This is a genomic window from Euzebya tangerina, from assembly GCF_003074135.1.
GTDB classification, from domain to species: domain Bacteria; phylum Actinomycetota; class Nitriliruptoria; order Euzebyales; family Euzebyaceae; genus Euzebya; species Euzebya tangerina.
Genome location: NZ_PPDK01000001.1, coordinates 964,303 through 990,283 on the forward strand (window position 1 = coordinate 964,303; position 25,981 = coordinate 990,283).

25 protein-coding genes are annotated in these 25,981 nt (G+C 69.5%); 11 read left to right on the forward strand and 14 right to left on the reverse strand.

Annotated elements, in window-relative coordinates; translation table 11 throughout:
* Window positions 1–44 precede the first annotated feature (44 nt).
* From C1746_RS04515 to C1746_RS04535, 5 genes are read left to right on the forward strand one after another with little or no spacing between them, the layout of a single operon-like run.
* Window positions 45–1,352 (forward strand): oligosaccharide flippase family protein, encoded by a 1,308-nt coding sequence (locus C1746_RS04515; protein ID WP_116713481.1) that lies wholly within the window; start codon window positions 45–47, stop codon window positions 1,350–1,352.
* Between the two features lie 38 nt (window positions 1,353–1,390).
* Entirely contained in the window at window positions 1,391–2,473 is a 1,083-nt protein-coding gene (locus C1746_RS04520; protein WP_162867382.1) for a GNAT family N-acetyltransferase, read from the forward strand.
* A 2-nt stretch (window positions 2,474–2,475) separates the two neighbouring features.
* Complete coding sequence (locus C1746_RS04525) at window positions 2,476–3,123, forward strand: GNAT family N-acetyltransferase (RefSeq protein WP_116713483.1); 648 nt, start codon at window positions 2,476–2,478, stop codon at window positions 3,121–3,123.
* On the forward strand, window positions 3,120–4,388 hold the full coding sequence (locus tag C1746_RS04530; RefSeq protein ID WP_162867383.1) for a carboxylate--amine ligase: 1,269 nt from the start codon (window positions 3,120–3,122) through the stop codon (window positions 4,386–4,388). The genes C1746_RS04525 and C1746_RS04530 overlap by 4 nt, the downstream gene beginning before the upstream one ends.
* A complete protein-coding gene (locus tag C1746_RS04535; protein ID WP_116713485.1) occupies window positions 4,385–5,122 on the forward strand; it encodes a hypothetical protein in 738 nt (245 codons plus the stop codon). Before C1746_RS04530 ends, C1746_RS04535 begins: the two co-directional genes overlap by 4 nt.
* On the opposite strand, the gene C1746_RS04540 is transcribed toward C1746_RS04535, so the two are convergent.
* From C1746_RS04540 to C1746_RS04570, 7 genes are all read right to left on the reverse strand, one after another.
* Window positions 5,114–5,899, reverse strand: coding sequence for a glycosyltransferase family 2 protein (locus C1746_RS04540; RefSeq protein WP_205711711.1), 786 nt, complete (start codon window positions 5,897–5,899; stop codon window positions 5,114–5,116). The genes C1746_RS04535 and C1746_RS04540 overlap by 9 nt on opposite strands.
* Window positions 5,896–7,377 (reverse strand): hypothetical protein, encoded by a 1,482-nt coding sequence (locus C1746_RS04545; RefSeq protein WP_116713486.1) that lies wholly within the window; start codon window positions 7,375–7,377, stop codon window positions 5,896–5,898. The genes C1746_RS04540 and C1746_RS04545 overlap by 4 nt, the downstream gene beginning before the upstream one ends.
* Window positions 7,374–8,273 (reverse strand): hypothetical protein, encoded by a 900-nt coding sequence (locus tag C1746_RS04550; protein ID WP_162867384.1) that lies wholly within the window; start codon window positions 8,271–8,273, stop codon window positions 7,374–7,376. Before C1746_RS04550 ends, C1746_RS04545 begins: the two co-directional genes overlap by 4 nt.
* Window positions 8,274–8,332: 59 nt before the next feature.
* Window positions 8,333–9,127 (reverse strand): glycosyltransferase family 2 protein, encoded by a 795-nt coding sequence (locus C1746_RS04555; RefSeq protein ID WP_205711712.1) that lies wholly within the window; start codon window positions 9,125–9,127, stop codon window positions 8,333–8,335.
* 285 nt (window positions 9,128–9,412) lie between these two features.
* Window positions 9,413–14,683: a cell wall-binding repeat-containing protein gene (locus tag C1746_RS04560; RefSeq protein WP_116713489.1), complete on the reverse strand. Its 5,271-nt coding sequence runs from the start codon at window positions 14,681–14,683 to the stop codon at window positions 9,413–9,415.
* A gap of 102 nt (window positions 14,684–14,785) precedes the next feature.
* Entirely contained in the window at window positions 14,786–15,673 is an 888-nt protein-coding gene (locus tag C1746_RS04565) for a LysR family transcriptional regulator (RefSeq protein ID WP_116713490.1), read from the reverse strand.
* Window positions 15,674–15,676: 3 nt separating this feature from the next.
* Window positions 15,677–16,528, reverse strand: coding sequence for an NAD(P)-dependent oxidoreductase (locus tag C1746_RS04570; protein WP_162867385.1), 852 nt, complete (start codon window positions 16,526–16,528; stop codon window positions 15,677–15,679).
* 212 nt (window positions 16,529–16,740) lie between these two features.
* Between C1746_RS04570 and C1746_RS04575 the strand changes: the two genes are divergently transcribed.
* Window positions 16,741–17,025 carry a UBP-type zinc finger domain-containing protein gene (locus tag C1746_RS04575; protein ID WP_116713492.1) on the forward strand — a complete coding sequence of 95 codons (285 nt, stop codon included), beginning with the start codon at window positions 16,741–16,743 and terminating at the stop codon, window positions 17,023–17,025.
* Window positions 17,026–17,035: 10 nt separating this feature from the next.
* Here the strand turns inward: C1746_RS04575 and C1746_RS04580 are convergent, their stop codons facing one another.
* Window positions 17,036–17,716 carry an SDR family NAD(P)-dependent oxidoreductase gene (locus C1746_RS04580; RefSeq protein ID WP_205711713.1) on the reverse strand — a complete coding sequence of 227 codons (681 nt, stop codon included), beginning with the start codon at window positions 17,714–17,716 and terminating at the stop codon, window positions 17,036–17,038.
* A gap of 74 nt (window positions 17,717–17,790) precedes the next feature.
* Between C1746_RS04580 and C1746_RS04585 the strand changes: the two genes are divergently transcribed.
* Window positions 17,791–19,467 carry an FAD-dependent oxidoreductase gene (locus C1746_RS04585; RefSeq protein ID WP_162867386.1) on the forward strand — a complete coding sequence of 559 codons (1,677 nt, stop codon included), beginning with the start codon at window positions 17,791–17,793 and terminating at the stop codon, window positions 19,465–19,467.
* A gap of 24 nt (window positions 19,468–19,491) precedes the next feature.
* Here C1746_RS04585 and C1746_RS04590 read toward each other — a convergent pair whose 3' ends face one another.
* Together C1746_RS04590 and C1746_RS04595 are read right to left on the reverse strand one after the other, a co-directional pair.
* Window positions 19,492–20,712, reverse strand: a complete 1,221-nt coding sequence (locus C1746_RS04590) for an MFS transporter (protein WP_162867387.1) — start codon at window positions 20,710–20,712, stop codon at window positions 19,492–19,494.
* A gap of 56 nt (window positions 20,713–20,768) precedes the next feature.
* Window positions 20,769–21,716, reverse strand: coding sequence for an aldo/keto reductase (locus C1746_RS04595; protein ID WP_116713496.1), 948 nt, complete (start codon window positions 21,714–21,716; stop codon window positions 20,769–20,771).
* Between the two features lie 83 nt (window positions 21,717–21,799).
* On the opposite strand from C1746_RS04595, the gene C1746_RS04600 reads away from it, so the two are divergent.
* Window positions 21,800–22,402 (forward strand): TetR/AcrR family transcriptional regulator, encoded by a 603-nt coding sequence (locus C1746_RS04600; protein ID WP_116713497.1) that lies wholly within the window; start codon window positions 21,800–21,802, stop codon window positions 22,400–22,402.
* A gap of 13 nt (window positions 22,403–22,415) precedes the next feature.
* Here the strand turns inward: C1746_RS04600 and C1746_RS04605 are convergent, their stop codons facing one another.
* Entirely contained in the window at window positions 22,416–23,027 is a 612-nt protein-coding gene (locus C1746_RS04605; RefSeq protein ID WP_116713498.1) for a TetR/AcrR family transcriptional regulator, read from the reverse strand.
* 80 nt (window positions 23,028–23,107) lie between these two features.
* Here C1746_RS04605 and C1746_RS04610 point away from each other — a divergent pair, with 80 nt between their 5' ends.
* From C1746_RS04610 to C1746_RS04620, 3 genes are read left to right on the forward strand one after another with little or no spacing between them, the layout of a single operon-like run.
* On the forward strand, window positions 23,108–23,518 hold the full coding sequence (locus C1746_RS04610) for a DUF6326 family protein (protein WP_116713499.1): 411 nt from the start codon (window positions 23,108–23,110) through the stop codon (window positions 23,516–23,518).
* Between the two features lie 38 nt (window positions 23,519–23,556).
* A complete protein-coding gene (locus C1746_RS04615) occupies window positions 23,557–23,976 on the forward strand; it encodes a YbaN family protein (RefSeq protein ID WP_205711714.1) in 420 nt (139 codons plus the stop codon).
* A 51-nt stretch (window positions 23,977–24,027) separates the two neighbouring features.
* Window positions 24,028–24,357, forward strand: coding sequence for an MGMT family protein (locus C1746_RS04620; protein ID WP_162867388.1), 330 nt, complete (start codon window positions 24,028–24,030; stop codon window positions 24,355–24,357).
* A 5-nt stretch (window positions 24,358–24,362) separates the two neighbouring features.
* Here the strand turns inward: C1746_RS04620 and C1746_RS04625 are convergent, their stop codons facing one another.
* The 3 genes from C1746_RS04625 to C1746_RS04635 form a co-directional block, all read right to left on the reverse strand.
* Window positions 24,363–24,848: a low molecular weight protein-tyrosine-phosphatase gene (locus C1746_RS04625; protein ID WP_116715569.1), complete on the reverse strand. Its 486-nt coding sequence runs from the start codon at window positions 24,846–24,848 to the stop codon at window positions 24,363–24,365.
* Between the two features lie 67 nt (window positions 24,849–24,915).
* Complete coding sequence (locus C1746_RS04630) at window positions 24,916–25,404, reverse strand: hypothetical protein (RefSeq protein WP_116713501.1); 489 nt, start codon at window positions 25,402–25,404, stop codon at window positions 24,916–24,918.
* Window positions 25,401–25,958 (reverse strand): RNA polymerase sigma factor, encoded by a 558-nt coding sequence (locus C1746_RS04635; RefSeq protein WP_116713502.1) that lies wholly within the window; start codon window positions 25,956–25,958, stop codon window positions 25,401–25,403. The genes C1746_RS04630 and C1746_RS04635 overlap by 4 nt, the downstream gene beginning before the upstream one ends.
* Window positions 25,959–25,981: the final 23 nt, after the last annotated feature.

Here is a 25,981-nt window from a genome sequence, read left to right on the forward strand (position 1 = left end):
CACCGACGGGTCAGAACCCGAGATGCTGGATCACGGAGCGCCGCATGGACCTGGATGGACGTCGCCGGCTGGCGGGCAACGCCGGGTGGCTCGTCGCCGGCACCGTCCTTGCCAGGGGCCTCGGCTTCGTCGCCGCCGCGCTGGTCGGCCGGGCGCTCGGCGCAACCTCGTTCGGGGTCTTCTCCTACGCCCTCACGCTGTTCGTCGCGTTCAGCCTGGCCGCAAACCTCGGGCTCGAGAACCTGGTCGTCCGCAGCACCGCTCGCGCTCACCCGGGGCAACGAGACCCAACTGAGGGGGCGGAGACCGTTGACCAGGTGCTGGGCACCGTCGTCGCGGTGCGGACCCTGGCTCTCCTCCCGGGAGCAGTGCTGGTCGCGATCCTCGTGTTCGGCCAGGACATCGCCTGGCCAGTCGTCATCCTGCTCTTCGTCCACGCCCTCGCCAACGCCTCGGTGCTGCTGTCCACGGCTGTGCTCCGGGGCCGCGAGGAGATGCGCGGCCAGACGCTCATCGTCGGCGTGCAGGGCGCGCTGACGGCGGCACTCGTCGTCGGCTTGCTCACGCTCGGGGGATCCGACCAGCGTCTCCAGACCGTGGCCGCACTCAGCTACGCCGCGGCATCGCTTATTGCCGCCGCAGTCGGGTGGACCATGCTGCGCCGCCGAGGCGTCCGGGTGCGACTACCGAGGTCCGTCGCCACAGCCCGTCGGGCACTGGTCACCAACCTGCCCTTCACCTGGGCCCTGCTCGGCCTGCTCGTCTTCGACCGACAAGCGGTTGTCGTGATCGAGCGGTTCGGCACCGACGCCGAGGTGGGGTGGTTCAACGCCGTGTACCTGCTGATCCTCGCGCTGGTCAACCTCCCGCTGATCCTGATCAACAGCGCCTTCCCCACCCTCTCGCGTGCCGCGCGTGCGGCCGACTCCGACGAGGCCACCACACTCGTCCGCCGGCTCCTCATGACCACGGTCGCCCTCGGCGTTCCGCTCAGCGTCCTCGTGGGCTGGACCGCGTCGTGGGTCGTCCCCCTCCTGTTCGGACAGGAGTTCGCGCCGGCCGCCCAGGTGCTGAGGGTCCTGGCCGTCGCTGTCCCCTTCCTGTTCGCCGCCATCGTCCTGCAGGGCGTGCTGCAGGCCCTGGATCGACCATCGGATGCTGCTGTGGCGTTCTGGATCGCCCTGGCCATCGGCATCCCCGCGACGGTGGTGCTCGCAGCAGCAGGAGGACACCTGGGCGGGGTGTGGGGGTACGTCGTCGCGGCAGTCATCCTCGCGGTCGAGATGGGCCGCCGCACCGCAACGGTCATGTCGGATCGACGTGTCGCACCGCTTCCGCCGATGGTGCGTTAGAGGAGTCCCATGCCCACGCACGAACCGTCGACCGCCTGGTGACCCGCATCACCTACGCGAGGTCCGTCGACGACGTCGACCCCGAACGGTGGGACGCCGTCGCCGGCACCGAACCCTTCGGTCAGCACCGCTGGTTGCGCTTCCTCGAAGGATGCCTGGCCGACTTCGAACCGCGCTACGTGTTGCTCTGGAGCGGCGGCGACCTGCGCGGCCTGGCGACCTGCCACCTCCAGCGGACCGCCCACGCCTCGATCCTGCTGGACAACGCCGCGCTTCGCCGCCTGGCGTCCGCGACCATCCGTCTGCTTCCCCCCTTGACGTGCACGGTGCCGGTGCTGAACCGGACCGGGCTGCTGGTCCATCCCGCCAGCGACACCGCCAGCATCACCGACCAGCTCGTCACCGCCGTGCGACGACTCGGCGTCATCGAGCGAGCACCGTTCATCGCGTTCAGCGATCTCGATCCCGCTCGCAGGGACCTGCTGACGAGCAACCGCACGCTGCCGGAGGTGACGCTGCCACCCGACGCCGTGCTCGACCTGTCGGCGCGAACCTACGAGGAGTGGGAGCAGGATCGACCGCGCAAGCACCGCGCCGAGATCCGCAGGGTGCGCAGCCGGGCGGGTGACCACGGGGTCCACGTGGAGGGGGTCGCGCTCAGCGAGGTCGACGACGATCACGTGGATCACCTGCTGGCCAGCGTGGCGGAGCGCCACGGCAACGCGGTGCTGTGGCGGTCCGGAGCCGTCGGGCACGCCCGACCCCGGCTGGACGATGACCACGCGCGGTTGCTGATCGCCCGTCAGAACGGCGATACGATCGCGTGCGTCCTGCTCCTGGCCAGCTACGGGTCAGTCCTGGTGAAGTGGATCGGCCTCGACTATCCGCGTACCGAGCCGAGCTTCGCCTATCACCTGCTGATGACCGAGACCGTCCGCCACGCCCTCGATCTCGGGGCACGTCGCCTGTCGCTGGGCACCACCACCTACACCCTGAAGAAGAAGATGGGAGCACGGATGGAGCCACGCTCACTCGTCCTCGGAGTGCGCCCCCGCGCAGCCGACCGTCTCGTGGCCGCCGTGCTCGACGCGCGACGACGCCGTGACGAGGCTCCGGGCTGACCGTGAGCGTCCAGATCGCGCCCGCACAGCCGGGGGAGGAGGAGGTGGCGGAGCGCCTCGTCCTGGAGAGCTTCCCACAACTGTTCACACTCCTGATGGGCAGCCGCTCGACAGCCACCAAGCTCGCCGTGCTCACGAACCTGCGCCGCTGCCGACAGGATCCGACGGCCGGCATCGTGCTCGCCCGGGTCGGCGCCGACGCGGTGGGCGTCGTCGCCTACGAGACGCCTGCTGAACCGTCGGCGCCGCTGCGATCGCGGGTGACTGCCCTGCGCCCTCTCGGGGTTCTGGGAGCCCTGCGCTTCATCGTCCTCGGCCGCCTCATCATCACCGTCGCAACGCCCCCCGAGCACGGGGTCTACATGCGCAACGCAGCGATCGACCCTGCTCATCGGGGTGGAGGCATCGCCTACGCGCTGGTCATCGAGGGTGAGCGGATGGCGGCACGCGCTGGCTATCAGTCCTCCACCGTGTTGGTTGCTGCGCCGAACGTCCCATCACACCGCCTGGTGGCCAAGCTCGGCTACACCGAGGTCGACCGGATACGCCGGTGGTGGCGCGGGGTCCTCCTCGGGGAGGGCACCTTCGTCGTGTACCGCAAAGCCTTCGGAGACGCCCCCGGAGGACAGGATGAGGAGGGCTCGCAGTGAGACGGAGGGTGCTCCTCACCGACGGCGTGATCCGCCGCACATTGGCGGCGACTCGGGACCTCGATCGCAACGGGATCGCCACGACGGTGGCGGAGTCCACCCGGATGAACATCTCGTTCTTCTCCCGTCACTGCGACCGTCGCCTCTTGCACCCGTCGGTTCGGACTGATCCAGACGGGTTCCTCGAGGTCCTCGAGCACCACCTCGCGCGGAACCACCACGACTGCCTCATCCCGATGGAGCAGGACACCCTCGACCTGATCCTCGACTCGCGGGACCGCGTCGAGGCGCACACCGTGCTGCCCTGGCCCGACGCAGCGACCTACAGCGTGTTCCGCGACAAGGCCCAGACCATCGCCCTGGCCGAGCGCATCGGTGTCCCGCACCCGCGCACGGTCCAGCCGTCGAGTCCGGCCCGGGTGTCCGCCGAAACCGCGCACCTGCGCATGCCGGTCGTCATCAAGCCCCGTAGGAATTGGGCGTCTCGGGGGTTGCGGTGGACCGCGGATCGAGCCGAACTCCCGGCCCTGTACGCCGAGGTCCACAGCCGCTACACCGATCCGCTGGTGCAGGAGATGATCCCACCCGGCCCGCAGTTCCACGTCGGTGCGCTGCGGTCGGCCTCCGGCCGCTTCATCGCCACGACCGCCATGCACGAGTTGCGGCACTACCCCGCCACGTTCGGCGTCGGGGTCTCGACGGTCCAACGATCCGTCGACCGGCCCGACCTCGTCGACCTGACCTGTCAGCTCCTCGATGCGGTCGACTGGGTCGGGGTTGCCGGCGTCGACTTCCTCATCGACCCGCGGGATGGCACACCGGTCCTGATGGAGGTGAACCCACGGTTCTGGGGTCCACTCCAGGCTCCGATCCACGCCGGGGTGTCGTTCCCCACGCTGCTGGTCGACCTCGTCACCGGACGGGAGCCCACGGTCCTGCCGACCCCGCGGACGGGTGTCGTGACCCGCTGCCTGCTGCCGTATGACCTGCTGCACTTCGTGACCAACCCCGACCGCCTCCAGATGGACCCGAGCTTCTTCCACCACGACGCAAACACCCACTTCGACGTCCTGTCCCACCGCGACCCACTTCCGGCGCTCGGATTCGCCCTGACGCTCCTGCGCTACGGGTTGGACCCGGACGCCTGGCGGTTCCTGGCGCACTCCGAGACGGTCAGTCGGTCGCTCGGGCGACTCCGAAGACGGGCCGTGCACGACCGCGAAACAGCCGGGCATGAAACAGCCGGACATGGTGCAGCGGCATGAGTGCCCCCACCGCACACCGCGAGACCCGCGGGGACACCACGGCCGACCTTCTCCGCAGCAACGCGGTGGCCCTCGTGTCCACCGTCCTGGCGGTGGCTCTGGCCGCCGTCGTGCTGTTCGTGTTGCCACAGGAGCGCGAGGTCAGGAGCCTCGGGATCTTCATCTTCAAGCTGCTGCCGTTCGTCTTCGCCGCAACGGCGATCGCGACGGTCGACCGTGCTGTGATCGACCGGTTTGCGGTCAAGGCGCTGCTCCTGGTTGCTGCCTACCTCGGGTTCTTCCTGTACCTGGTGCCGAAGATCACGTTCAACCGCGAGAGCTTCGAGGACCTGTACGCGATCCTGCTGATCACCGCTCCCTACGTGATCCTGACCCTGGTGCTCGCCTACCGGCTGGGCGGCGGACCCCCGGGCAAGACCTTCCGCCTCGCCATCGCGCTGCTGCTGCTGATGATCTCCGGCCTGGAGGACCTCGCCTACTTCACCGTCAACGACGACCCGTCGTGGCCCGACCCCTTCCCCGAGACGTGGGACTGGGTCTCCCACATCACCGTCCGCATCGGACGTGCGCCGACCCGCGAGGACATCATCGTCGTGGCGAGTCTGCACGTCGTGGCCGCACTGGCGGTGCTGTTCCTGCCCTTCGATCGGATGTGGCGCGCACTGCGTCGTCGTGTCGGGTTGGACCGCGATGCCGCCGCTGCTGATGCAGACGAGCCGGTCGGATCAGCGTGATCGAGAGCTGCGCGCCAAGCCCACGGCAGCCGCAGGCGGATCGGTCGTGAAGTTGGCCACCTGCTCGGGTGTGCCGAGCATGCCGACATCTTCCAGCGCGAGCCTCGAGATCCGAACGGCTGCGCCATCGGCAATCAGCTGGTTGTACAGCGGAGCCACGTAGCGCTCACCCTTCTCCTCGCGGTCGGGAACTTCGTAGTAGGACTCGTAGGCCGCCATGTAGCGGGCCGCGCTGTCGAACCAGTACAGGCCGATGGTCGCGTGATCGGAGATGCGCACCTTCTCGCGCAGCTCGACGACGTCGCCATCGGCGTTGGTGCGGGCGAAGGACCAGCCCTCGCCAGGCGCAGGAAAGCACGGAATCCACCCGCCGCACACCTCGGGCGTGGGCGGATCGAGGACGGCGGGGTCGACGAAGGTGTCGATATTGTAGATCACCAGCGGTGCCTGCGCGACCGCGAGCTCGGCGAGGAGCAGCGCGGTGGTCGCCTGGCCGTCGGTCTCCTCGTCGAGTGTGAGGACGTCGATAGCGGCGATGCCCAGGGCGTCGGCTCGTTCGCCGATGAACGCCGCCGCACCGACGCCGCTCCGTGCGGCGAAGCAGAAGCGCCAGCCGGCCAGCCTGAACACCTCGAGGCTCCGCATCGACCAGTCGAACAGCGGGGCGCCGAGCGCCTCGATCTCGTACTTCGGGCGGTCGTACCCAGCTTGGCGAAAGCGACTGCCGCGGCCCGCCATGGTGATCGCCACCGTCCCCACCGTCTGCGTTCGGCTCACCGGTGCCCCCTGGTCACCGCATGGCCCTCCAGTTCCTGGAGGATGTCCCGGGCGATGAGGACGTAGCCCAGCAGCTTGCGCGGGTGCTCGCGATGGAGGGGAAGCATGGAGAGGAACAGCGACGCCTCGACCGCCCGGACCTGGTCGTAGTCCCAGCCGTGACGATCCAGCCGCGCGCGGTACGCCTTGTGCATCCACGGAGGGGGGCCTCCCCGGTGCAGCTGCAGGTCCAGTCCAAGCCCGTCGTCGACCTCGACGGAGTACAGCCCGTTGTTGACGAAGTCATACCCGCCGCACACGGAGTGGGAGAACTTCGCCAGGTCGTAGAGCGGATGCAGCAGCGCGTCCTCGCGCACCACGGCCCCACGCGGGTCGATCAACCGCATCAGGCCGATGCGCTCCTCGAACAGGATGTTGGAGAGGCAGGGGTCCCCGTGGCTGAACGTCAGCCGATCGGCATAGCTGTCGTCCAGCGCCGACTCGACCAGCCGGGTTGCGCGGTCCGCGAGCGAGGACAAGCCACCGGGCACGCCGGCGACGGCCAGGACCGATTCCAGCTGAGCAGCCTCGGGCATCTCGAAGAAGTCCCCCAGACGACGGTGCATCTTGTCGAGGATCTGGTTGCGGCCGGCGTCCCGTACCGCGGGTCGACCAACCACGTCGGCGTCTCGGCTGTCGAGGTAGTCGAAGAACTGATCGAGCAGCTGGTCGAAGGCGTCCTCGGAGAGGCGGCCCAACACGAACTGCAGGGCCGCATCCGGGACTCGCACGTACTCCATCCGGTAGGAGGCCGTCCCGCTGGACTCCTCGAAGTCGAACGTCGGCAGGAGGAAGCGGCGCATCCGAGGTGGGGCCAGCGTGAAGAAGCCGTGCTCGGCGCGCATCTTCGCAACGTCCTGCGACCGCTTGACGAGAATGCCGGCGTCGACGGTCAGCCGGTTCGAGGCGCGCGGCTCGGTGGCGCCGGCGAGGAAGGCACGCAGGGCCTCGGGTCGGCGCAGATCGACGAAGGTGACATCGTGGGATGCCGTCGGCGATGTCTCAGCCAGGCGGAGGACCTCGGAGCGGCGTTCGCGGCGGTCTCGGGTGGCCAGCAGCGCCACCATGTCGCGGGCCGGCAGGACCATGGGGGCGTCGTCATCCAGCAGGGGCGCGAGGAAGGTGGGTTCGACGGCGTAGCGCATCTTCTTGATGAGGAAGTCGAGCCTCGAGACGTCGAGCGGTGCGGCGACCAGTGGCAGCCGGAGCCACGATGTCCCCCCGCGGGCGGACTCGATGCGGCGGATGAGACGGTCGGCGTCCTCGTCGGACCGGAGCACGGTCACCTCGTCCGCCGAGGCGGCCGCCGCGGTCACCTCATCGCGGTACCGCTGTCGGCGCCTGAGGAGATCGCCGAAGTGGATGTCGCCCACCAGGCGGCGTACCTCTGGCGGGGGTACTTCGCGGTCGTCGAGGATGACGTGCAGTTCGGCGCTCATCGGGAGGTCATCCTCATTCGGGCGAGTGCGGGTGGGCGTCGAGGCTCCTCACCGCGACGGAGCAGGTAGAGCCCGGTCACGACAGGCCACGGGGTCAGGACGGCGAGTAGGGCGATCGCGAAGGAGATCCGAACGGCTGGAGCCCCCGCCACGCCCCCTAGGTAGGCGACCTGGCGTTGCCCGAGTAGCAGGAGCGAGTCGGTGACACCACCACCCCCCGCAGCGACGATCACCAGCCAGCAGAACGTGAACTCGAGCAGCCATATCAGCAGCGAGAGGACGCACAGTTCCGGTCCGCGCCGACGTGCCACCTCGGCGCCGTGCACCACGACCTGTCTGACGGTGTCGATCGACCGCAGGACCGAGAGGGTGTGGGCGCTGTTGTGGTTGAGGAGCACGTATCGCTGGACGTCGCCGAGGAGGCGCGGACCGACGAAGACCACGGTCAGGGGCACGATCGCAGCGAGGGCGATGAGGACGCCGAAGAGGGCTGGCGCGGCGTCCTGAGCCAGCAGCACCAGCAAGACCGGTACCAGGAAGAGCGAGTCGAACATGCGGTCGAGCAGCAGCACCACGACGGCGTAGATGGCCGTCCCACCCAGTCGCCACAGCTCGTGGAAGCGCAAGAGCTCACCAGACTTGAAGGGCAGGACCAGGGACGGGGGTGTGGTCACCAGGTGCACGGTTGCGGCAGTCCGACCCGACACCCCGAGCATGTCCACCGACAGCGCCGCCAGTCGCATGGCACGCAGCACGTGGCTGAGGAGGTAGAGAAGGCCGGAGGCGAGGACGGCTCCGACGGAGATCCGCGTGGCCACCGGCCCGAGGAACACCGCAGCGGTCACCGCGAGCAGGCTGGCGACGACGACCGCTCCGATGCGCCACCGCCGTGTCATGACCGGGCCTGGCCGGAGGTCGGTGTCGTGACCGTGCTCCCCCCGGCTCTCCGGCCGCCTCACCCGCTCCATCGGCTGAACTCGGTGGCCGGGTAGCTCGCCCTGGGCCGCTCGCGGTGCTCGGCCTGGAAGAACCCTCGTCGGTCTGCCAGCCGGCGCCCCAGCAGGGCGAGCATCTTCAGTCCCATGCGGCCGAGCCTCGCGTTGGACACCTGGTCCTCCTCGCGCCAGGTGAGCGGGAAGAACGCCAGGCGCTCGTTCCGCGCCGCGAGCGCCAGGATCAGGTAGTAGTTGAAGGTCAGGTCGTCGGCGAAGCGACGGTGGAACCCGTCGGCGAACCGGTCGACGCCGAAGAGGTTCAGCCCCGAGCCGAGGTCGTGCAGCCGCCTGCCCGAGACGGCCGAGAAGATCCAGTTGAAGAGGTGGTTGGCCAGGGTCCTGACGGTGGAGTAGTTCTCCAGCTGCGAACCGGGCAGGAACCGTGCGCCCAGCAGGAAGTCGACGTCCTCGTGGGCACCGGCCTCGAGCATGGGGACGAGGTCGGTGATCGAGCCTTGGTCGTCACCGTGCAGGACGACGAGGTGGTCGTAGTCGTTCGCCATCGCGAACTCGATCGCCACCTTGTGGGAGCCGCCGAGCCCATAGTTCTCGTCGTTCTGCAGGATCACCCGGGTCGGCACCGGCGCGTCGGCCAGCGCGGCGGCGGCTGCCTCGACCGTGCCGTCGGTCGAGCGGTTGTCGATGCAGACGATCGCATCGACCCAGGGCTTGACTGCCGGGTTGTCGAACTGCGCGACGACACGGGGTATCTGTGGAGCGCAGTTGTACATGGGGATGAATACGAGGAGGCTCACTCCCGTTGCTTCTCCGATGTCGAACGATGGCGGCGGCGATGCACCCGACGGGCCCCATGAACGCAGACACGAGAGCGCGTGTCAACGTGGGCCGTGCCTGCGATCGGTCAGTGGATGATTCGCCGCTCGGCCAGGCGGGGAGAGCCGGAGTGCGCGGTGGCCGACTCGGTCCGACGATCCACGGCCGACTCCGCTCTCGGGAGCAGCAGTGGGTCGGACGGAGAGGAGGGGCAGGCCACCTCGCGCGACGCGGCGGCCAGGATCACCCAACGCCGAACCAGCTGATCAGCAGCCTGTGCCCGACACCCGGTCCGAGAGATCGTCTACGACCGAGTCCGAGACCGCGTCCGATCCGCCATACGTGAACCACCCGGCCACGTCCGACTCACTGCAGACGTAGGCCGCCACGTCTGGATCCAACGCGTCATCCGGCGTCAGCAGCAACGGCCCGTACAGCCGTGCCATGTGCGGACCGCCCGTGAGGGCATCGGCGAACACGCTCGACCGGGCCAGCCCGACGACACCCGGGTCGACGAACCAGCGCTCGGCGACGGCCACCGAGGTGCCCTCGCGTGACGCCCCAGCTACCGCCTCTGCCGAGGGGTAGGCCGCGACCGCCAACGCACCGACCGCGGCGACCTGCGCCCCCGGATGTGCAGCCAGCCAGGCGTCCGTCGCCGGATGCGGCTGATCGGCCGCCGAGAGCAGGATGGCGCCGTCGTGCACACCGGCTGCGGGGCCGGCCGCCAGCGCGGCGGCGAAGTCGTCATGGGTCGCGAGCATCACAACCCGTGGTCCGTCCAGCGCATCGGCGACCGCGACCGCTGTCTCGAACCGGGTGGGCCCGGCGAACCGCTCCACCGGATGGCCCATGTCGGCCACGATCTGCGCGACGCCATCGGACACCACATCGGTTCCGCCCAGCACGAACACCGGCCGTCCGCGCGGCAGCACACGGGCGATCTCCTCAGCCGTCGCCGGGTGCAGCGTGTCGGCCTGCGTCAGCAGGATCGGGGCGCCCTCCTGGACCGCCAGCGACGTCCCGGCGACCGCGTCGGGGAACTTGTCGGCCGTGGCGAGCACCACGGCACCCGCGCCGCCGTCGGGGAAGTCTGCGCGAGAGATCTCCACCGCGGTCTCCACCCGGGATGGGCCCTCCAGGCGCTCACTGCCGACGACGAGGATGTCGTCGAAGCCCTGGTCCTGGCCGCCGACGTTGCCGGCGGTGTCGCGGAACTCCACGTACACCGTCGCGACCGAACCCGGACGCACGGCGCCCACATCCCACTCGGGAACAACCGTCCGGAACGGCTGCCACGGCTCATCGCTCAGGTCGACGTCGTTGCCGATCCGCATCTCGATCGCGCCAGGTGCGTCACCGGGCACGGCCCGGTCCTCCTCGTCGTGGGTGTGGCCGGGCAGCCGATCGTTCACCTCCAGATCCAGCCGGACTGTGGTATCCCGGGTCGACGCCGCGCCACCGTCGATCACGACCGAGCCAACCGGCGCGAACGGGTCGTCGCTCACGGTCGCCTGACCGGTCAGCACCACGGCTCCGGGGAGCGGCGCCCCGCCGCCCTCGGGCACGAACCACGGATGGATGCGGCACTGCCACTGCTCACCATCGGATACATCGCCGATGTGGTGGGACCGACCCGTCAGGCCGCTGGCCACCTGGACGAACGGGGCGCCGTCCACGCTGCACCACAGGTCCACGGTGTCCAGCTCACCTCGTGACGTGCTGCCCCACGCGACGTGGAGGAGCGGCAGACCGTCGCCGTCCAGCTCGGCGGCCAGCCAGGCACTGGTCAGGGGCCCCACCGAGTCGTCGTCGGGATCGCGAGGGTCGCGGTCGGGGCGCGGCGTGCAGGTCGCGGGGTCGACCTCGGCATCGTCGCGGTCACCGCCACCGTCGGTGTCGGAGGTGTCCGGGTGGGTGCCGGCGTCGAACTCGCAGCCGCTCGGGATCCCGTCGCCATCAGGGTCGCCGGTCGGGTCGGTCGGGTCGGTCGGGTCCAAGCCATGGTCGACCTCCCAGGGGTCGGGCAGCCCGTCGTCGTCCTCGTCGGGTGTGCGTTCGGCGCTGAATGAGCCCTGGTCCTCCCGACGGTTGCCATCCGTGTGGCCCACGACGTTCACGAGGTAGGAGCCAGAGGTGTCGGGGCTGTCGAACGCTGCCCCCGTCTGGTAGCTCCTGGCGTAGATGCCGTCGTCAGCCAGCCCGTCGCCGTGGTCCCCGTCGTCGAACAGGGTCATCTCGGTGGTCGGTCCATCGGGGGCGGCCACGGTCGCGACGACCTCCGCACTGGTCACCGGCCCATCCACGTCGACGAAGCTCGCCCGGACGGTGACCTCATCACCGTTGCCGATGTCAGCGGGGAAGGGCAGCAGGTCCAAGGCGAGGTCGGTCCGGGCGCTGGCGTTGACCACCAGTTCCTGACCGATGTCGACGGCGGTCAGTCGCCAGGTGCCCGGCTGCGGGTCCTGGACCTCCCAGACCTCGGCGATGCCTTGGCTTGAGATCCGACGGGCGGTGCCAACTGCAGGGCTGCCGCTGGGGTCCACCAACTGCGTGATGGGCCCGCCGTCCGAGGCCTCCTGCCAGGAGGTCGCCACCAGCAGCACATCGCTGGAGGGGTCCACCTCGATGGGCAGTCCCGCGGAGGCGCCGAGGCCGGTCACGTCGTCCACGGCCAGGTCGCTACCGCCGATGATGAAGCCGTCCATCGGGCCATCCAGCCGCAGGGTGCCGACCCGGTCGCCGGCACCGGGCACGAGGATGACCTCGACCTCGACGCCACCGATGGTCTGGCCGTCCAGGTCGGCCACACGATCCGTCACCACGCGCTGGTCGTTGATTTCCAGCTGCACGGTGGAGCCGGCGTCGACGAACACCAGGCGGCCGCCGCAGAGATCCTGCTCGAAGTCGAAGGCGGCGTTGAGTCCGAGTGTGGCCAGCAGCGGTGAGGCTTCGCCCGGCCCGTTGGACGGGCGGATCTCCAGCGAGCCGTTCTCCGAGGTGTCGCCGGCGTTGAACGGCGAGCCGGCGACGGAAACACCGCCGGAAGTGAACGATTCGCCGACGCTGTAGACCTCCAGCTCCTCACGATCGCTGAAGTCGGCGATCGCCAGCGGTGTGGTGCACTCGCCGAAGCCGTTGCCGGCCACGCTGAGCAGCCGCTCACGACCGGCGGCCTCGGTCAGCGCACGGTCGTAGACCCGGCCGACGTGATTCTCCCAGCCGACCTCTCCACCACCCACGATGCCCTCGTTCACCGTCGGCGTGCCCGGTGCGAGCGGCACCTGGCCGCTCACCGGAGCGTAGTCATAGGTGCTGCCGGGGACGAAGTCGGCCAGTTCCTCCATCAGCGCCTCGTCCGCCTCAGGACCGAAGGCCACCGCGTCGATCGGGCAGCCGTCCTCCGTGAGCTGCTCCTCGAGATCAGCGACGAAGGGGGGCGTGTTCTCCGCGCCATCGCTCAAGACGGCGTAGGTGCAGACGTGGTCGTCCTCGCCGCGGTCGGCGATCTCCTGGGACGCGGCCAGCAGGCCGGCGCCGATTGAGGTCTCCCCGCCGGCGTTGACGTCCTGGATGTCTCCCTCGAGCTCAGAACGGTGGGCGTCGTCGATCGGGGCGAGTTGGGTCTCGACCGTGGCGACGGAGTCGAAGGAGACGAAGCCGCCCTGATCGCCTGCCACCAGCTCCATGCTCATCAGCATCCCCGCGTTCTGGGCGGCCTCCAACTTGCCGGCGACGTTGTCCATGCTGCCTGAGGTGTCCATCACGACGACCCGGTCCAGGGTGCGCTCCCAGTACGCCACCGACCTCGAGCTCGTGCTGCTGGCCGTCCCCAGTTCAACGGTGAGGTCGTAGAGGGATCCGGTGTTCGCTCCGGCCCCTTCGCCGGGGGCTTGGAGGAGGAGCCAGTAGTCGTCGCCGGTGTAGGCGCCTGTGACGATGTTCACGGGGATGTCCGGACCGCCGTCCGCCAGATTCAGGTGCACGTCGAAGTCGTCCGGCAGAAGACCGCTGATCGGTGCCCCGTCTGCCGTGACCTCGACTCGGGCGATGAAGCGACGGGGGTCACTGGCGAGACCGGCGAAGGCAGTGGCTGTTGTTGTGGGCAGCGTCACCTCCACCTCGGGCTGCGCGCACCCCCAGTTCGTGGCCGCGACGGTTGCCGCGTCATCGGTGGTGATGACCCCGATCACAGCGTCGGCCCCATCGGTGGGGACTGCGCGGGACCACTCGGTGCCGTCGGCACTCCAGCGTTGGTCGAGTTGGCCGGCGCTCACACGCATCACGCTGAAGGTGGAGTCGAAGGCGGTCTCGAAGTCATAGACCGCGTAATCGCAGGCGCCGTTCGGCTGGATCTCCAGGTACCGCGCAGACCGGTCGGCGAGCAGGTCGATCGTCTGCTCGATCGGTGGGACGGGGCCACGCGTGATGTGGCCGTCGAAGGCCGCGGTGTCGCCCACGTACTCCGGGTCCTCGAAGGTCAGGCGCGGGTCGGCCGGTGTGTAGTCGTGGGCCCAGAGCGCCAGCGTGTAGTCGATGAAGTCCTGCCGGAAGTCCCCACCACGATCGGCGATGACCTGTTCCAGGGCGACCCACTGGTCCTGCTCGTCGGCCAACGTCGTGTAGAAGTCGTCAACGGCCTGCCATCCGGTGGCGGGCTGGGCCTCGCCAGGCGCGGTGTAGGTGTCCATGAACCAGGTCCACCAGCTCATCCCGCGGTAGCTGAGCTGGTCGCCTGGTAGGCGGCGGTAGCCCCCGGGGGCATCGTCGTCGTCAATCGCATTGACCAGCAGCCGGTTCGCGTCGGTGATGAAGCCGAAGGAGTTCTGCACGTCAGAGACGGGGTCCCAACGGTCCTGGGTCGCCCGCGCCAGGCCTTCGCTGGTGAACGCGGTGTGGCCACTGATCCCAGCGAAGCGCTGCACCAGGTGCTGCATCTCGTGGAAGGGCACCGCGCGGTTGTAGGAGAAGGAGTTGGAATCGACCAGGTCGTCATCGAAGTTCATCCGCGTGCCGCTCGGCACCCCGCCGCCCAGAGGGTCTTCGGCGATGAACACCTCCATGGTGGTCTCCCCACCCAGGGCGTCGAAGTCGATCGAGGCGTAGAAGTCCAACGCGATGTCGATCTCGTCCACCAGGTTGGTGACCAAGGTGTTGTCGCCGTTGGCATCATCGATGTCGGCGATGGCGTGTTCGCACCGGTCGGGGATGCCGTCGTCGTCCGAGGGGTCGTCTTCGTCACCGTCCGCCGGTTGGTTCAGCTCACCCGCGGCGGAGTCATCGCCCTGCAGGCACCGATCGAGGTTCACCTGGAGGTCGTCCTCCAGGTAGTACATGACCACCTCGATCGTCTCGCCGTCGACGGTGATGTCCTCGGCGTAGCACTGGTCGAAGTCGATGTCGAGGCTGCGCACCCGCTGGGTGTGGGGGAGTGCCTGGCAGGTGGCGGCCTCCGCTGGCTCCGGCAGCGGCACGGTCACCAACCCCAGTGCCAGAGCCAGGACGGACAGGACGGTGATGGTGCGGTGTGTGGCCATGGCGGGAGCCCCTCAGCTCGAGCGTGGGTGATGGCTTTGCTCTGCGGGTGACAGACGGCGATGGCTGATAAATACAAGTTGGTGACAATTGGCCCTGCGTGATCACGCACCAGCCGGCAGGGCCAGCCGCAGGATCGTCGAAACCGCCGGGTTCGTCGAGTCGGGGTCCCAGGCCAGCGCAATGGTCACCCGCAGACCCGTCGCCAGTTCGCGGGTGGCGAACACCGCCGGATCGAGTGTCTCCGCCACCGACTCGACGACGAACGCGATGCCGATCCCGGCACGCACCAGCCCGAGGATCGTCGGCAGCCCCGTCGCCTCCTGCACGACCTGCAACGTCACACCAGCACGGGCGGCCCCATCGACGAAGAGGTCATAGGTGTCTGGTTCCAGGTCCCGTGGGAACAGCACGACGTCATGGCCGGCCAGCTCGCCCCACCCGATCGCCCCCGTCGGGTCGGCCAGCGCGTGGCCGTCGGGCATGACGACGTGGACCGCCTCGTCCTCCAGATCGTGCAGCGCCAAGCCGTCCGGCTCGGTCGGGGGCCGATGCACGAAGCCGATGTCCTGGGTCCCGTCCCGCAGTGTCTCCACCTGTGGAGCGGTCTTGCGTTCGACCAGCTCCAACGTCACGCCCGGGTGAGTCCGACGCATCCGCCCGACGACGACGGGCACCACGCCGTACAGGGTCGATCCGACGTAGCCGATCCGGAGGTGCCCGGCACTGCCGTCAGCAGCACGGCGGGTGGACTCCACCGCCAGGGCGGCATCCTCGAGGAGCGCACGACAGCGTTCGAGGAAGACCACCCCGGCGGCACTGAGCTCAACTCGGCGAGAGGTACGGTGCAGCAGTTCGGTTCCCAAGTCGGCCTCCAGCCGACGGATCTGCTCGCTCAGCGCCGACTGCGAGACGTGGAGCCGGCGGGCGGCCTCGCCGAAGTGCAACTCTTCGGCGACGGCCACGAACGCCTCCAGCTCTCGGAACTCCACGCCTCACCCTTCGATGGTCTGCAGGTAGCCGACCAGGTCACGATCGCCGGCCTGGTCAGCTGCCATCTTCCACGCCTGCGCCAGCGCGTCCAGGTATGGCCGCTGGCCAGCAGCCTCCGCCAGGTATCCGGCGTCCTTGGCCACCAGGCGGATGGGGAACCGCGGCTCGTCATCCCCGGCGGCCATCCGGGTGATCACGCCCTCCAGCACCGGTGAGGTGAGCGGCAGCCCGCTGAGGAACGACGCAGCATCCTCCAGCGCCACGCCGGTCGACCGCAGGTGCCGCAGCAGCTCGGCTGCCAGGGCGGTCTGTCCGGCCAGCCAGCCGTTGACCATCAGCTTCCGATGGGCCGCGTCCTCGGCACGCCCGACGTGCAGGATCCGGGACGCGCTGGTCTCGAGCACGGCACGGACGCGGTCCAGCACGGCCGCGTCGCCGCCAACCAACTGCACGAGCTCTCCTGCGGTCGCCTGCGGCGTCGAGCCGATGACCGGCGCGACCAACATCGGGCGCGAAGCCTCTGTTGCCGCCTGCGCCAAGGCCGAACTCCAGGTCGGCGACAGCGTCGAGGCGTCGATCGCGACCGCGGCAGGCGACAGCGCCCGCAGCACCGCGTGCTCGCCGGTCCACACCGCCCGTGAGGCAGCGTCGTCGCTGACCATGACGATGACGACCTCGGCGCCGCTGGCTGCGTCGGCAGGAGAAGGTATTGCCGTCGCTCCCACCGCCTCGGCCACGTCGGGCAGCCGCTGCTGGTTGCGCGTCCAGACGCGGACATCGTGGCCAGCCGCGGCTGCGTTGCGTGCCATGATCGTGCCCATCGCGCCGAGGCCGATCACCGCCACGGCGCTCACTGGCTGACCTCGTGGTCTGTTCGAAACGACGTCGTTGGCATGGGGTCTCCGTCCTCGTCGAGCGGTACCCGGGCGGCACCACGTCGTGCATCGCATGGTGAGTACCCGCCAGCGCCGGATCATGTGGCATCCCCGATCGATCGATCGGGGTCGGATCAGCGGTTAGGCTCGGACACCCACACGACACGGCACCTCTGGAGGAGCACGATCGCATGCCATGTTCCCACCTGTCGGACCTGACCCCCGTCGAACCCCGGACGCCGGACGGCTGCGAGGAGTGCCTGGACCAGGGCACCCGGTGGGTCCACCTGCGCCTGTGCCTGGGCTGTGGCCATGTGGGCTGCTGTGACTCCTCTCCCGAGCGGCATGCCACCGCCCACAACGGGGCCACCGAGCACCAGGTCGTGCACTCCTTCGAGCCCGGCGAGACCTGGGCCTGGTGCTACGCCGACGAGGACATGATCCCATCGGTCCCGGCGGCCGTCGTGCGACCCTGACGCGCGCTGGTCACCACTCGATCCGACGCCCGTCCCGGAAGAAGCCGCCGGTCGGCCCGTCGTCGGGGAGGGTTGCCGCCCACACCACTCCCGCCGCACCCTCATCCGGGGAGCGGTCGGCTGCCTGGCCGCCCATGTCGGTCCGCACCCAACCCGGACAGACCGCGTTGACCAGGATCCCCTCTCGCCGGAGCTCGGCCGCCGCCGTTGCCGTCAGCGCGTTGAGCGCCGCCTTGGCCGTCGAGTATCCAGGGGTGCCGGCCCCCATCTCGGAGAGCGCGCCGGAACCGGAGGAGACGTTGACGATCCGGCTCTGGCCCGACGTCCGCAGCAGCGGCGCGCAGGCCTGGATCATCCGCCACGCCCCGAACAGGTTGACCTCGAAGGCGCGGTGGACCCGGTCGAGGTCGGCGCCGACCACGGACTGGTCGGTGTCGTAGTCCACACCGGCGTTGTTGACCAGGACGTCCAGCCGGTCGATGCGGGCCACGGCTGCCTGCACCGAGGTGGTGTCTGACACGTCGACGACGACCGACGTCACGTCGCCCTCGAGCGACCGGACCGCGTCCTTCCCCGCGGCGGCATCGCGCGTGCCCAAGAGGACCCGGTGGCCGGCCGCGGCCAACTGTCGGCACACCGCCAGACCGATTCCTCGGTTGCCGCCGGTGACCAGTGCCGTCATTTCATCCATGGCGGCAGCCTGCCCCGACCACGCCGTTTCCTCACTCGGACCACGGGATGGATGAGATTCGTAGCATGGCGGGCGTGACGAACGACGCCGCATCGACCGACCACATCGGGACGACCACCAGGGCCCCCGAACGAGAATCCATGTTGGGACGGCTTGCCTGGCCAGACCTCTCCGCCGAGATCCAGGAGCTGCTGCACCACGAGGGACAGATCGAGGATCTGGCAGCCGGCGAGGTGGTGTTCGAGGTGGGTGAGAGCGACTTCGACTTCGCGGTGGTGCTGGAGGGCAGCATCCGCATCGTCGACCGGGCTGGCGACCGTGAGGTCAGCCGGATCGGCGCCCCGAACTTCATCGGGGAGCTCGGCATGTTGCTCGGCCAGTCCGCCTTCCTCGCCGGGGTCACCGCCGGACCGACCCGCCTGCTGCGGGTTCCTCGTGATCGCTTCCTCCACCTCCTCACCACCGTGCCGGCATTCGCCGACGTGATCGTCCCGGCGCTGGCAGCCCGGCGACGGCTGCTCTACGAGTGGGGTGAGGGCGGACTCACGCTGGTCGGTCGGGTGAACGACCCGGCCACGACCCGTCTGCTGACCTTCGCCAAGCGGAGCCTGCTGCCGCACACCTTCGTCGACCGGGACGACACCGACGCCCTGGCCCGCGTGGCTGAGCAGTGCGACCTCCCCGATGACGGGACGGCCGCTGTGACGGCCGACTGGCGCGTGCTGGCGAACCCCGAACCACGGGACATCGCCTCCGCCCTCGGGATGGATCTGGTCCGGGAGCACCACGAGAGCTACGACGTCATCGTCGTGGGTGCCGGTCCGGCGGGGCTGGCGGCCGCTGTCTACGGCGCCTCCGAGGGTCTGTGCGTCCTGGCCGTCGATGACACCGCCGTGGGTGGGCAGGCCGCCACCTCGTCGCGGATCGAGAACTACCTCGGGTTCGCCACTGGCGTCAGCGGCAGCGAGCTGGCCTTCCGCGGCCTCATCCAAGCCGTCAAGTTCGGCGCACGCCTGGCGATCCCTCGTCGCGCCGTGTCGCTCGAGCCGTGTGGTGACGGTCATGATCTGACCCTCGACGACGGCCACGTCCTGCACACGGCCGCGGTGGTGTTGGCCAACGGCGTGCAGTACCGGCGTCTGCCGCTGGAGGGACTGTCGGACCTGGAGGGCGCGGGGGTCTACTACGCCGCCACCGACCTGGAGGCGCGCCGGTGTCACGGCAGCACCGCCGTCATCGTGGGCGGCGCCAACTCGGCTGGCCAGGCCGCCATGCACCTGGCTGACTCCGCCGACCACGTCCACCTCGTCGTCCGCGGGGGGTCGTTGGCCTCCTCGATGAGTTCCTACCTCTCCGACCGCGTCACCACCCACCCTCGGATCAGCGTCCACTACCAGACCGAGGTGACGGCCGTCCACGGCGAGGGCCGCTTGCAGGAGGTCACGCTGACCAACAATGCCGACGACACCACCCGCCGGGTCGAGGCCGCCGGACTGTTCCTCATGATCGGCGCCGTCCCGTTCACCGAGTGGCTGGAGGGTCTGGTGGCACTCGACGACAAGGGGTTCGTCCGAACCGGCCACGATGGCGATCCGTACGTCGCGTCCCGCCGCGGGATCTGGGCCGTCGGTGATGTCCGGTCGGGATCGGTGAAGCGAGTCGCCTCGGCCGTGGGGGAGGGGTCGGTCGTCATCGCGGCGGTACACCACCATCTGGAGGCGCGGGAGGAGGCAACGGCGACTCCGGCGTGAGGCCGCCGCCGAACCCGCGCGCGCTCACGCCGCGGGGTCTGGCACCCGGCTGATCGAGGGCATCCACACCGCTCCCGCCACCACCGGCACAGCAGCGATCACCGTTGCAATGCCGGGGGTCAGCGCGTCGCCCAGCGCCCCGTCGATCACCGCTGCGAAGGGCCGAGATCCGAGGAACGCCACACCCCACACGGCCATGACGCGGCCACGGAGCTGATCGGGGACCACCTCCTGCACCCAGGTGGTGATCGTCGTGAGTGCGCAGAGGAAGCCGACGCCGGCGACCAGCATCGCTGTCACCCCGACCCACGCGGCGGGCGCCAGGCCGAACGTGGCCACTGAGAGCCCGAACACCACCAGCCCCCCTCGCGCTGTCCGGTCCGCGCCCACCCGCTGTCGGACCTGCGTCACGCGCGTCCCCATCACCGCGGCGCCGAGACCGAAGGCGCCGACGAAGATCCCGACCAACGCGTCGCCCCCGCCGACCCGTTGAGCGATCGCGGGTGAGAGGGTGTTCAGCGGGTCGCTGGTCCACCCGATGGCCGTGACGACCAGCATGATCCCGACCACTCCAGCGGTGTCCCGCAGGTAGGCGAGGCCCTCGCGGATCGAGCCGTCGCCCTCCGCGGCGGGCATTGCTCGAGGGTCGATCACCCACAGCGCGATCAGCAGCGGCAGGAAGGTGAACGCGTTGACCACGAACCCGGCAGTCGCTCCTCCCAGGAACAGGATGCCGGCAGCGGCCACCGGCCCGATGGACCGGCCCAGGGTGTAGGTCACCGAGTTCAAGGCGATCGCGGGCTCGAGGTCGTCCGGGCGGACGAGCGCCGGCACGAGGGCCTGGCTGGCCGGGATGGCCAGGGCCTGCCCGATCCCGATCACCACCGTCACGCCGATGATGGGCCACGGTCCGGGTAGTCCGTCCAACCCGACCACGACCGTCCAGACCGCCAGCACGGCAGCGGCGACCAGCGACAGCGACTGTCCGGCGAACAGCAGGAGCCGACGGTTGATCCGGTCGCTCAGCGCACCGGCGTAGGGCTGCAGCAGCAGCGAGCCGAGCCAGAGCGCCCCGCTGACCACCCCGGTGAGCGTCGCCGACCCAGTCAGGTTGAACACCGCGGTTGCGGCCGCGATGTTCTGGATCCAGTTCCCCGCGTTGGAGATGAGGTTGCCGGCGAAGTAGGGCCCGAACGTCCGGTCGGTCAGCAGGGCGAGGTTGGACGAGGGTTGGGTGCGGGTCACCGGGCGACGATGCCCACCGCAGCACCGTCCCACCCTCGTGGGCTGCGGCAGACCCCTCAGAACATCGGCGCGATGGACTCCTCGGGGCTGAAGGTCCGGTCCAGCTCAGCCAGCAGGTCCGCGGAGAGATCCAGATCCACCGCGGCGACGTTGTTGTCGAGGTTGGCGACCTTGCGGGTGCCGGCGATGGGGACCAGGTTCGGCCGCTGGTGGAGCAGCCAGGCCAGGGCCAACGTCGCCGGATGGACCCCCTCGCGAGCGGCGATGTCGGTGAACGCGTCAGCCACCTGGGCCACCCGGCTTCCGGCGTCACCGGCGAATCGCGGCATCCATGACCGCATGTCCCCGGCCTCCACGCCCGGCTTGGCGCCGGCCAGGATCCCGTTGGCCAGCGGGCTGTAGGCGACCAGGGCGATGCCCAACTCGTCCAGCAGGTCCAGTCGCCCGTCATCCTCTGGCTCTCGCCACAGCAGGGAGTACTGGTCCTGGGACGCGCTGATCGGGTGCATGGCGTGACACCGACGGATGTCCTCCAGTGCCATGTTCGAGACGCCGAGGTGACGCACGGTGCCGTCCTGGACGAACGTCGCCATCGTCCCGTAGGAGGACTCGACGTCGACATCCGGATCGGGCGCGTGGAGGTAGTACAGGTCGATGTGGTCCACGCCCAGTGCGGTGAGGCTGGCCTCCAGGTCGCGGCGCAGTCCCGCCGGGCTGCCGTCCACCTGGATGTCCGGAGGGTTACCGGTCAGGCCGCCCTTGGTCGCAAGGATCACGCCGTCGCGCCGGCCGTCCAGGGCCCGTCCGATCAGGGCCTCGTTGTGCCCGTCGCCATAGAGCCGAGCCGTGTCGATCAGCGTCACGCCACGCTCGATGGCGGCGTGCAGCGTCCTGATCGAATCGTCGTCATCAACCTGCCCGTAGATGTCGGGTGAGAGCACCATGGCGCCGTACCCGATCGCCGACACCGCGGGTCCGTTCGTCCCCAACGTCCGGTGCTCCATCTGGCTCCCTTCCGACCCTGGAGAACGATCTGTCTCCCTGTGCGAGGGGAACTGTAGGAGACAGATCGGTCTACAGTCAAGGGATGAGCCAGCAGACCGAGCAGCGACCGGTGATCGACCGCCTTCTCGAGGCCGCATCGGGGCTCTTCTACGAGCAGGGCTACGCGGCCACCGGCATCGATCAGATCGTGCAGCGCTCCGGCGTCGCCAAGCGAACGCTGTATCGACACTTCCCATCGAAGGACGACCTGATCGTGGCCTACCTCCGGCGGACCGATGCGGCGTTCACCCGGTGGCTCGACGCCGAGGTCGCCCGGGCGGCAGAGCGGGCGGGGACGCTTACTCCAACCGACGAGCTCCGGCTGCTGCTCGAGCTCATCCAGGTGAAGGCCGTCTCACCGAGCTGCGCTGGCTGCACCTTCCAGGGTGCGGCGGCCGAGTTCCCCGACGCCGCTCATCAGGTCCACGCCGTCGCGAAGCAGCACAAGGATGCGCTTCGGGCGCGGCTGACTGGGCTGGCGGAGCGCGCCGGGCTGGCTGAGCCGGCGCGTCTTGCCGATGAGCTCCTCCTGCTGATCGACGGGGCGTGGGCCGCGGCTCGGATGTATCGCGGCGTGACGGGATCCCCGGCCGCGGTTCTTCGTCACGCTGCCGCCGCGGTCATCGCGGCACACCGGACGCGGTGAGGTCGGCGGCGCCTCAGCCAGGATCGATGGCATCGAGGATCACGCGCAGGCCGCGGTCGAACTCCTGGTCCAGGCTGAAGCGGGTCCGCTCCATTGCGTCCCGCAGCCGGGTGAGGTGCGGGAGTTCGTCGGCGCCCACCTGACCATCGTCGTCTGATTGCTGACGGAGACCGACCTCCTGCAGCACGTGGCCGTAGACGAAGCTGTCCAGCAGCCAGAACGCGTGCGCCGCCTCCTCGATCGAGAACCCGGCGGTGAGGAGGACACCCAGCACCGCGTCCAGGTAGCGAAGGCGGACCGGACCGGTGACGCCACGCTCCTCGAGCAGCCCGAGCGCCCAGGAGTGTCGGCCGAGCACGGTCCGGGCGGAGGCGGCACGGCGCTCCATGGCCTCGCGCCAACCCACCCCTTCGGCGGGCACGTCGATCTGGGCGATGACGTGGTCGAGCATGGCCGAGACCATCGCGTCCTTGTCGGGCACGTGCTTGTACAGCGACATGGCTGTGACGCCCAGCTCGCTGCCCAGTCGACGCATGGTGAGCGCGTCCAGGCCGTGCTGGTCAGCGATCTCGAGGGCGGCCCGGATGACGCGGTCGCGGGTGAGCGGCGGGCGGGTCGGGGCCATGGAATTGCAGAGTTTACTTAGTATCCCTAGGGTGTCAGGATTACTAAGTAAACCTCTCTCGCACCGAATCGAGGCCACTCGTGACCGACACCATCACCGCCGACCGTCCGCTGGACCCGCGCCTGCAGATCGCAGGCCTGTGGACCGCGGTCCTCCTCGTCTTCGCCTTCGTGGACCTGTTCAGCCTCTACCGCCCGGACGTGCGGGCAGAGCTGGCCGAGGGAACGCTGGCCGGGTTCGAGATCGGGGAGCCCTTCTTGCTGTCCGCAACCCTGTACGTGGCCATCCCGAGCGTGATGGTGGCGCTGACCCTGCTGCTGCCCCGGCGCATGAACCGAGGGCTGAACATCGCCCTTGGTGTGATCTACGTCGCGACCATCATCGGGGCGGCCATCGGCGAGATGGCGTACTACCTGGTCGGCAGTGTCATCGAGGTCGTCCTGCTCGCCGTGCTGATCGTGATCGCGTGGCGCTGGCCTCGGCCAGCCTGATCGGTGGTCCCACGCGCGGGGCCACCTACCCTGACGGTGTGACCGAGCCGGACCTCCCCTCCCGCCCGATCCGGTGGTTGTGGCTGCTGGGTGGGCTGGTCTGCGTGGGCATCGGCGGGGTCGGTGTGGTCGTGCCGGGCCTGCCGACCACCATCTTCTTCATCCTGGCGGCGGCCGCGTTCACGCGATCCAGCCCTCGGCTGTACCGCTGGGTGCTCGAGCTGCCGGGCATCGGCCGGCACGTCGCGGACTACCGCAGCGGACTCGGGATGCCACGACGGGCCAAGATCGCGGCCATCACCTGCATCGTGGTGTTCGCCGGTGGCGCCGAGCTCTTCGTCCTGACCCACCCGGTGGCGCGGATCCTGGTGGCCGTCGTCGCCCTGGCCGGGATCGCCTACATCCTGCGGATCCCGACCAAGCTCACCGACGAGCTGTCGGAGACGGCAGCCCGCTAGGTGAACGACGTCGAACCGGTTCGGACCAGCAGGGGACTACCCTTGCGCGTGATGGTGCCCAGACCGCCTCGCCCGCCCGGTGCGCACGACTCGAGGCCGCTCGACACCCCGACCCTCTTCCAGACGAGGGTCATCGCCGTCGTGACGAACCTTCCCGCCGGAGAGGTGATGACCTACGCCGAAGTAGCGGTCGAGGCTGGGCACCCGGGCGCCGGTCAGGCGGTCGCCAACGTCCTGCGTCGCGTCGAGGGCCTGCCCTGGTGGCGGGTCATCCCCTCGACCGGTCGGCTGTACCGCACCCACGCGCCGACCCAGGGACCGTTGCTGCAGTCCGAGGGCGTGGACGTCGGCGAGGACCGCTGGGTGAGGCCCGCAGGCTGAGCTCCTCAGATGGGCCCGATCCGGCCCTCGTCGATCTCGTCCAGCAACTGCTCCACCGAGCGCGTGACCATGTCGAGCACCTCCTCGAACCCGTCGGCCCCGCCGTAGTAGGGGTCCGGCACGTCCCGGTCGGTGCCGGCTTCGGCGTCCCACTCGCGCAGCAGCCGGATGGGGGGTGGATCCTCGACTCCTGCGGCAGCCGCCTGCAGGTCGGCCAGGTTCGCCCGGTCCATCGCCAGGACCAGGTCAAGCCGTCCGAAGTCGTCGGGATCGAACTTCCTCGCCCGCCCGTCCAGCGCGATGCCCCGGTCGGCTGCCGCTTCCGTGGCTCGGCGATCGGGCGGGTTGCCCACGTGGTAGGCACCGGTCCCCGCGCTCTCCACCTCGACGTCCATCTGGTCTCGCTCGGCCAGCAGGTGCCGGGCGACGCCCTCAGCCGTCGGGGAGCGACAGATGTTGCCGAGGCACACGAAGCTGATGCGGGTCGTCATGCCCGCAGCGTACTCAGCGGCCTCAACCCCCTCTCCGGCGGCGACGCCCATGGAATGGTCGGCACGCTCAGGATCTGCGGGCGGCATGCTCGCCGGACTGCAACTGCGAGAGCAGCACCCGTGCTCGACGGTGTGCCATTACGCTCCGACGCAGCAGAAGGATCCCTCCGGTGAGCGCGACCGCACCCAGACAACCGATGGTCACCGCGATCCCGGGCTCGTCCCGAGCGATGGCGATCCAGGTTCCACCGATGACCGCCACGGCGGTGAAGAGCGTTGCCATGCCGCTGCTGACCACCCGGTCCCACAGCAGCAGGGGCACGCGTCGGGTCAGCCGCCACCCGGCGAAGAGGGCCCACGCGAAGCCGGCGGTCGCCACCGAGGTCAAGGCCACCGTGGTGCGAAGCGGTAGCGGCTGCGGCTCGGTCAGCAGCAGCGCCGTGACGAGCGTCCCTTGGACCAGGCCCGCGGCTCCCAGGGCCAGCAGGCCGATCAGCCGAGGACGGGAGAGCTGGGTGGTCAGCAGGCGGTCGACATCAAGTGAGTGTGCGGTCATGAGAGCTCCTCGTGGGTGGCGGTCGTGAACATGCGCGTGCGAGCGCGGGCCAGCCGCGACTTGACCGTGCCGGCTGGGATCTCCAGCTCGTCGGCGATGGCGGTCACGCTGCGGTCCTCCAGGTAGAAGAGGCGAACGACTCGTCGCTCGTGGCGGGGGAGGGTGCGGATGAGCCGGTCGACGGTCTCCCGGCTGGCCAGTGCTGTCGGATGGTCGTCCTCGATCGGGACGTCCTCGACGGTGCCGAGGTCCTCACGGCGTCGCTGGCGGCGACGATGACCGTCCGCGACGCCACGACGAGCGATGGTGAACAGCCATGGCACGAAGCGATCCGGCTGCTGCAGATCGGCCAGATTCCTGAGGACCGCAACCCAGACGTCCTGTGCCACGTCATCGGCGATCTGGTCGGTTGGGAGCCGGCGTCGAAGGTAGGTCCAGACGGGCTCCTGCCACCGCTCGATGAGGCACACCAGCGCGGCTCGCTCGCCCAGTTGAGCGCGGAGGACCAGCACCTGATCCTGGGCGGGTCCATCGTTGGTTCGATCGGTTGTCACGCCGGTTCAGTCGTCACGACCCG

Coding starts and splice junctions, on each gene's coding strand:
- C1746_RS04605 (WP_116713498.1), bottom strand. CDS start 23,027: ATGGCCCCGACCCGCCCGCCGCTCACCCGCGACCGCGTCATCCGGGCC.
- C1746_RS04560 (WP_116713489.1), bottom strand. CDS start 14,683: ATGGCCACACACCGCACCATCACCGTCCTGTCCGTCCTGGCTCTGGCA.
- C1746_RS04600 (WP_116713497.1), top strand. CDS start 21,800: ATGAGCCAGCAGACCGAGCAGCGACCGGTGATCGACCGCCTTCTCGAG.
- C1746_RS04595 (WP_116713496.1), bottom strand. CDS start 21,716: ATGGAGCACCGGACGTTGGGGACGAACGGACCCGCGGTGTCGGCGATC.
- C1746_RS04535 (WP_116713485.1), top strand. CDS start 4,385: ATGAGTGCCCCCACCGCACACCGCGAGACCCGCGGGGACACCACGGCC.
- C1746_RS04545 (WP_116713486.1), bottom strand. CDS start 7,377: ATGAGCGCCGAACTGCACGTCATCCTCGACGACCGCGAAGTACCCCCG.
- C1746_RS04630 (WP_116713501.1), bottom strand. CDS start 25,404: ATGACCGCACACTCACTTGATGTCGACCGCCTGCTGACCACCCAGCTC.
- C1746_RS04620 (WP_162867388.1), top strand. CDS start 24,028: ATGGTGCCCAGACCGCCTCGCCCGCCCGGTGCGCACGACTCGAGGCCG.
- C1746_RS04515 (WP_116713481.1), top strand. CDS start 45: ATGGACCTGGATGGACGTCGCCGGCTGGCGGGCAACGCCGGGTGGCTC.
- C1746_RS04575 (WP_116713492.1), top strand. CDS start 16,741: ATGCCATGTTCCCACCTGTCGGACCTGACCCCCGTCGAACCCCGGACG.
- C1746_RS04550 (WP_162867384.1), bottom strand. CDS start 8,273: ATGACACGGCGGTGGCGCATCGGAGCGGTCGTCGTCGCCAGCCTGCTC.
- C1746_RS04625 (WP_116715569.1), bottom strand. CDS start 24,848: ATGACGACCCGCATCAGCTTCGTGTGCCTCGGCAACATCTGTCGCTCC.
- C1746_RS04580 (WP_205711713.1), bottom strand. CDS start 17,716: ATGGATGAAATGACGGCACTGGTCACCGGCGGCAACCGAGGAATCGGT.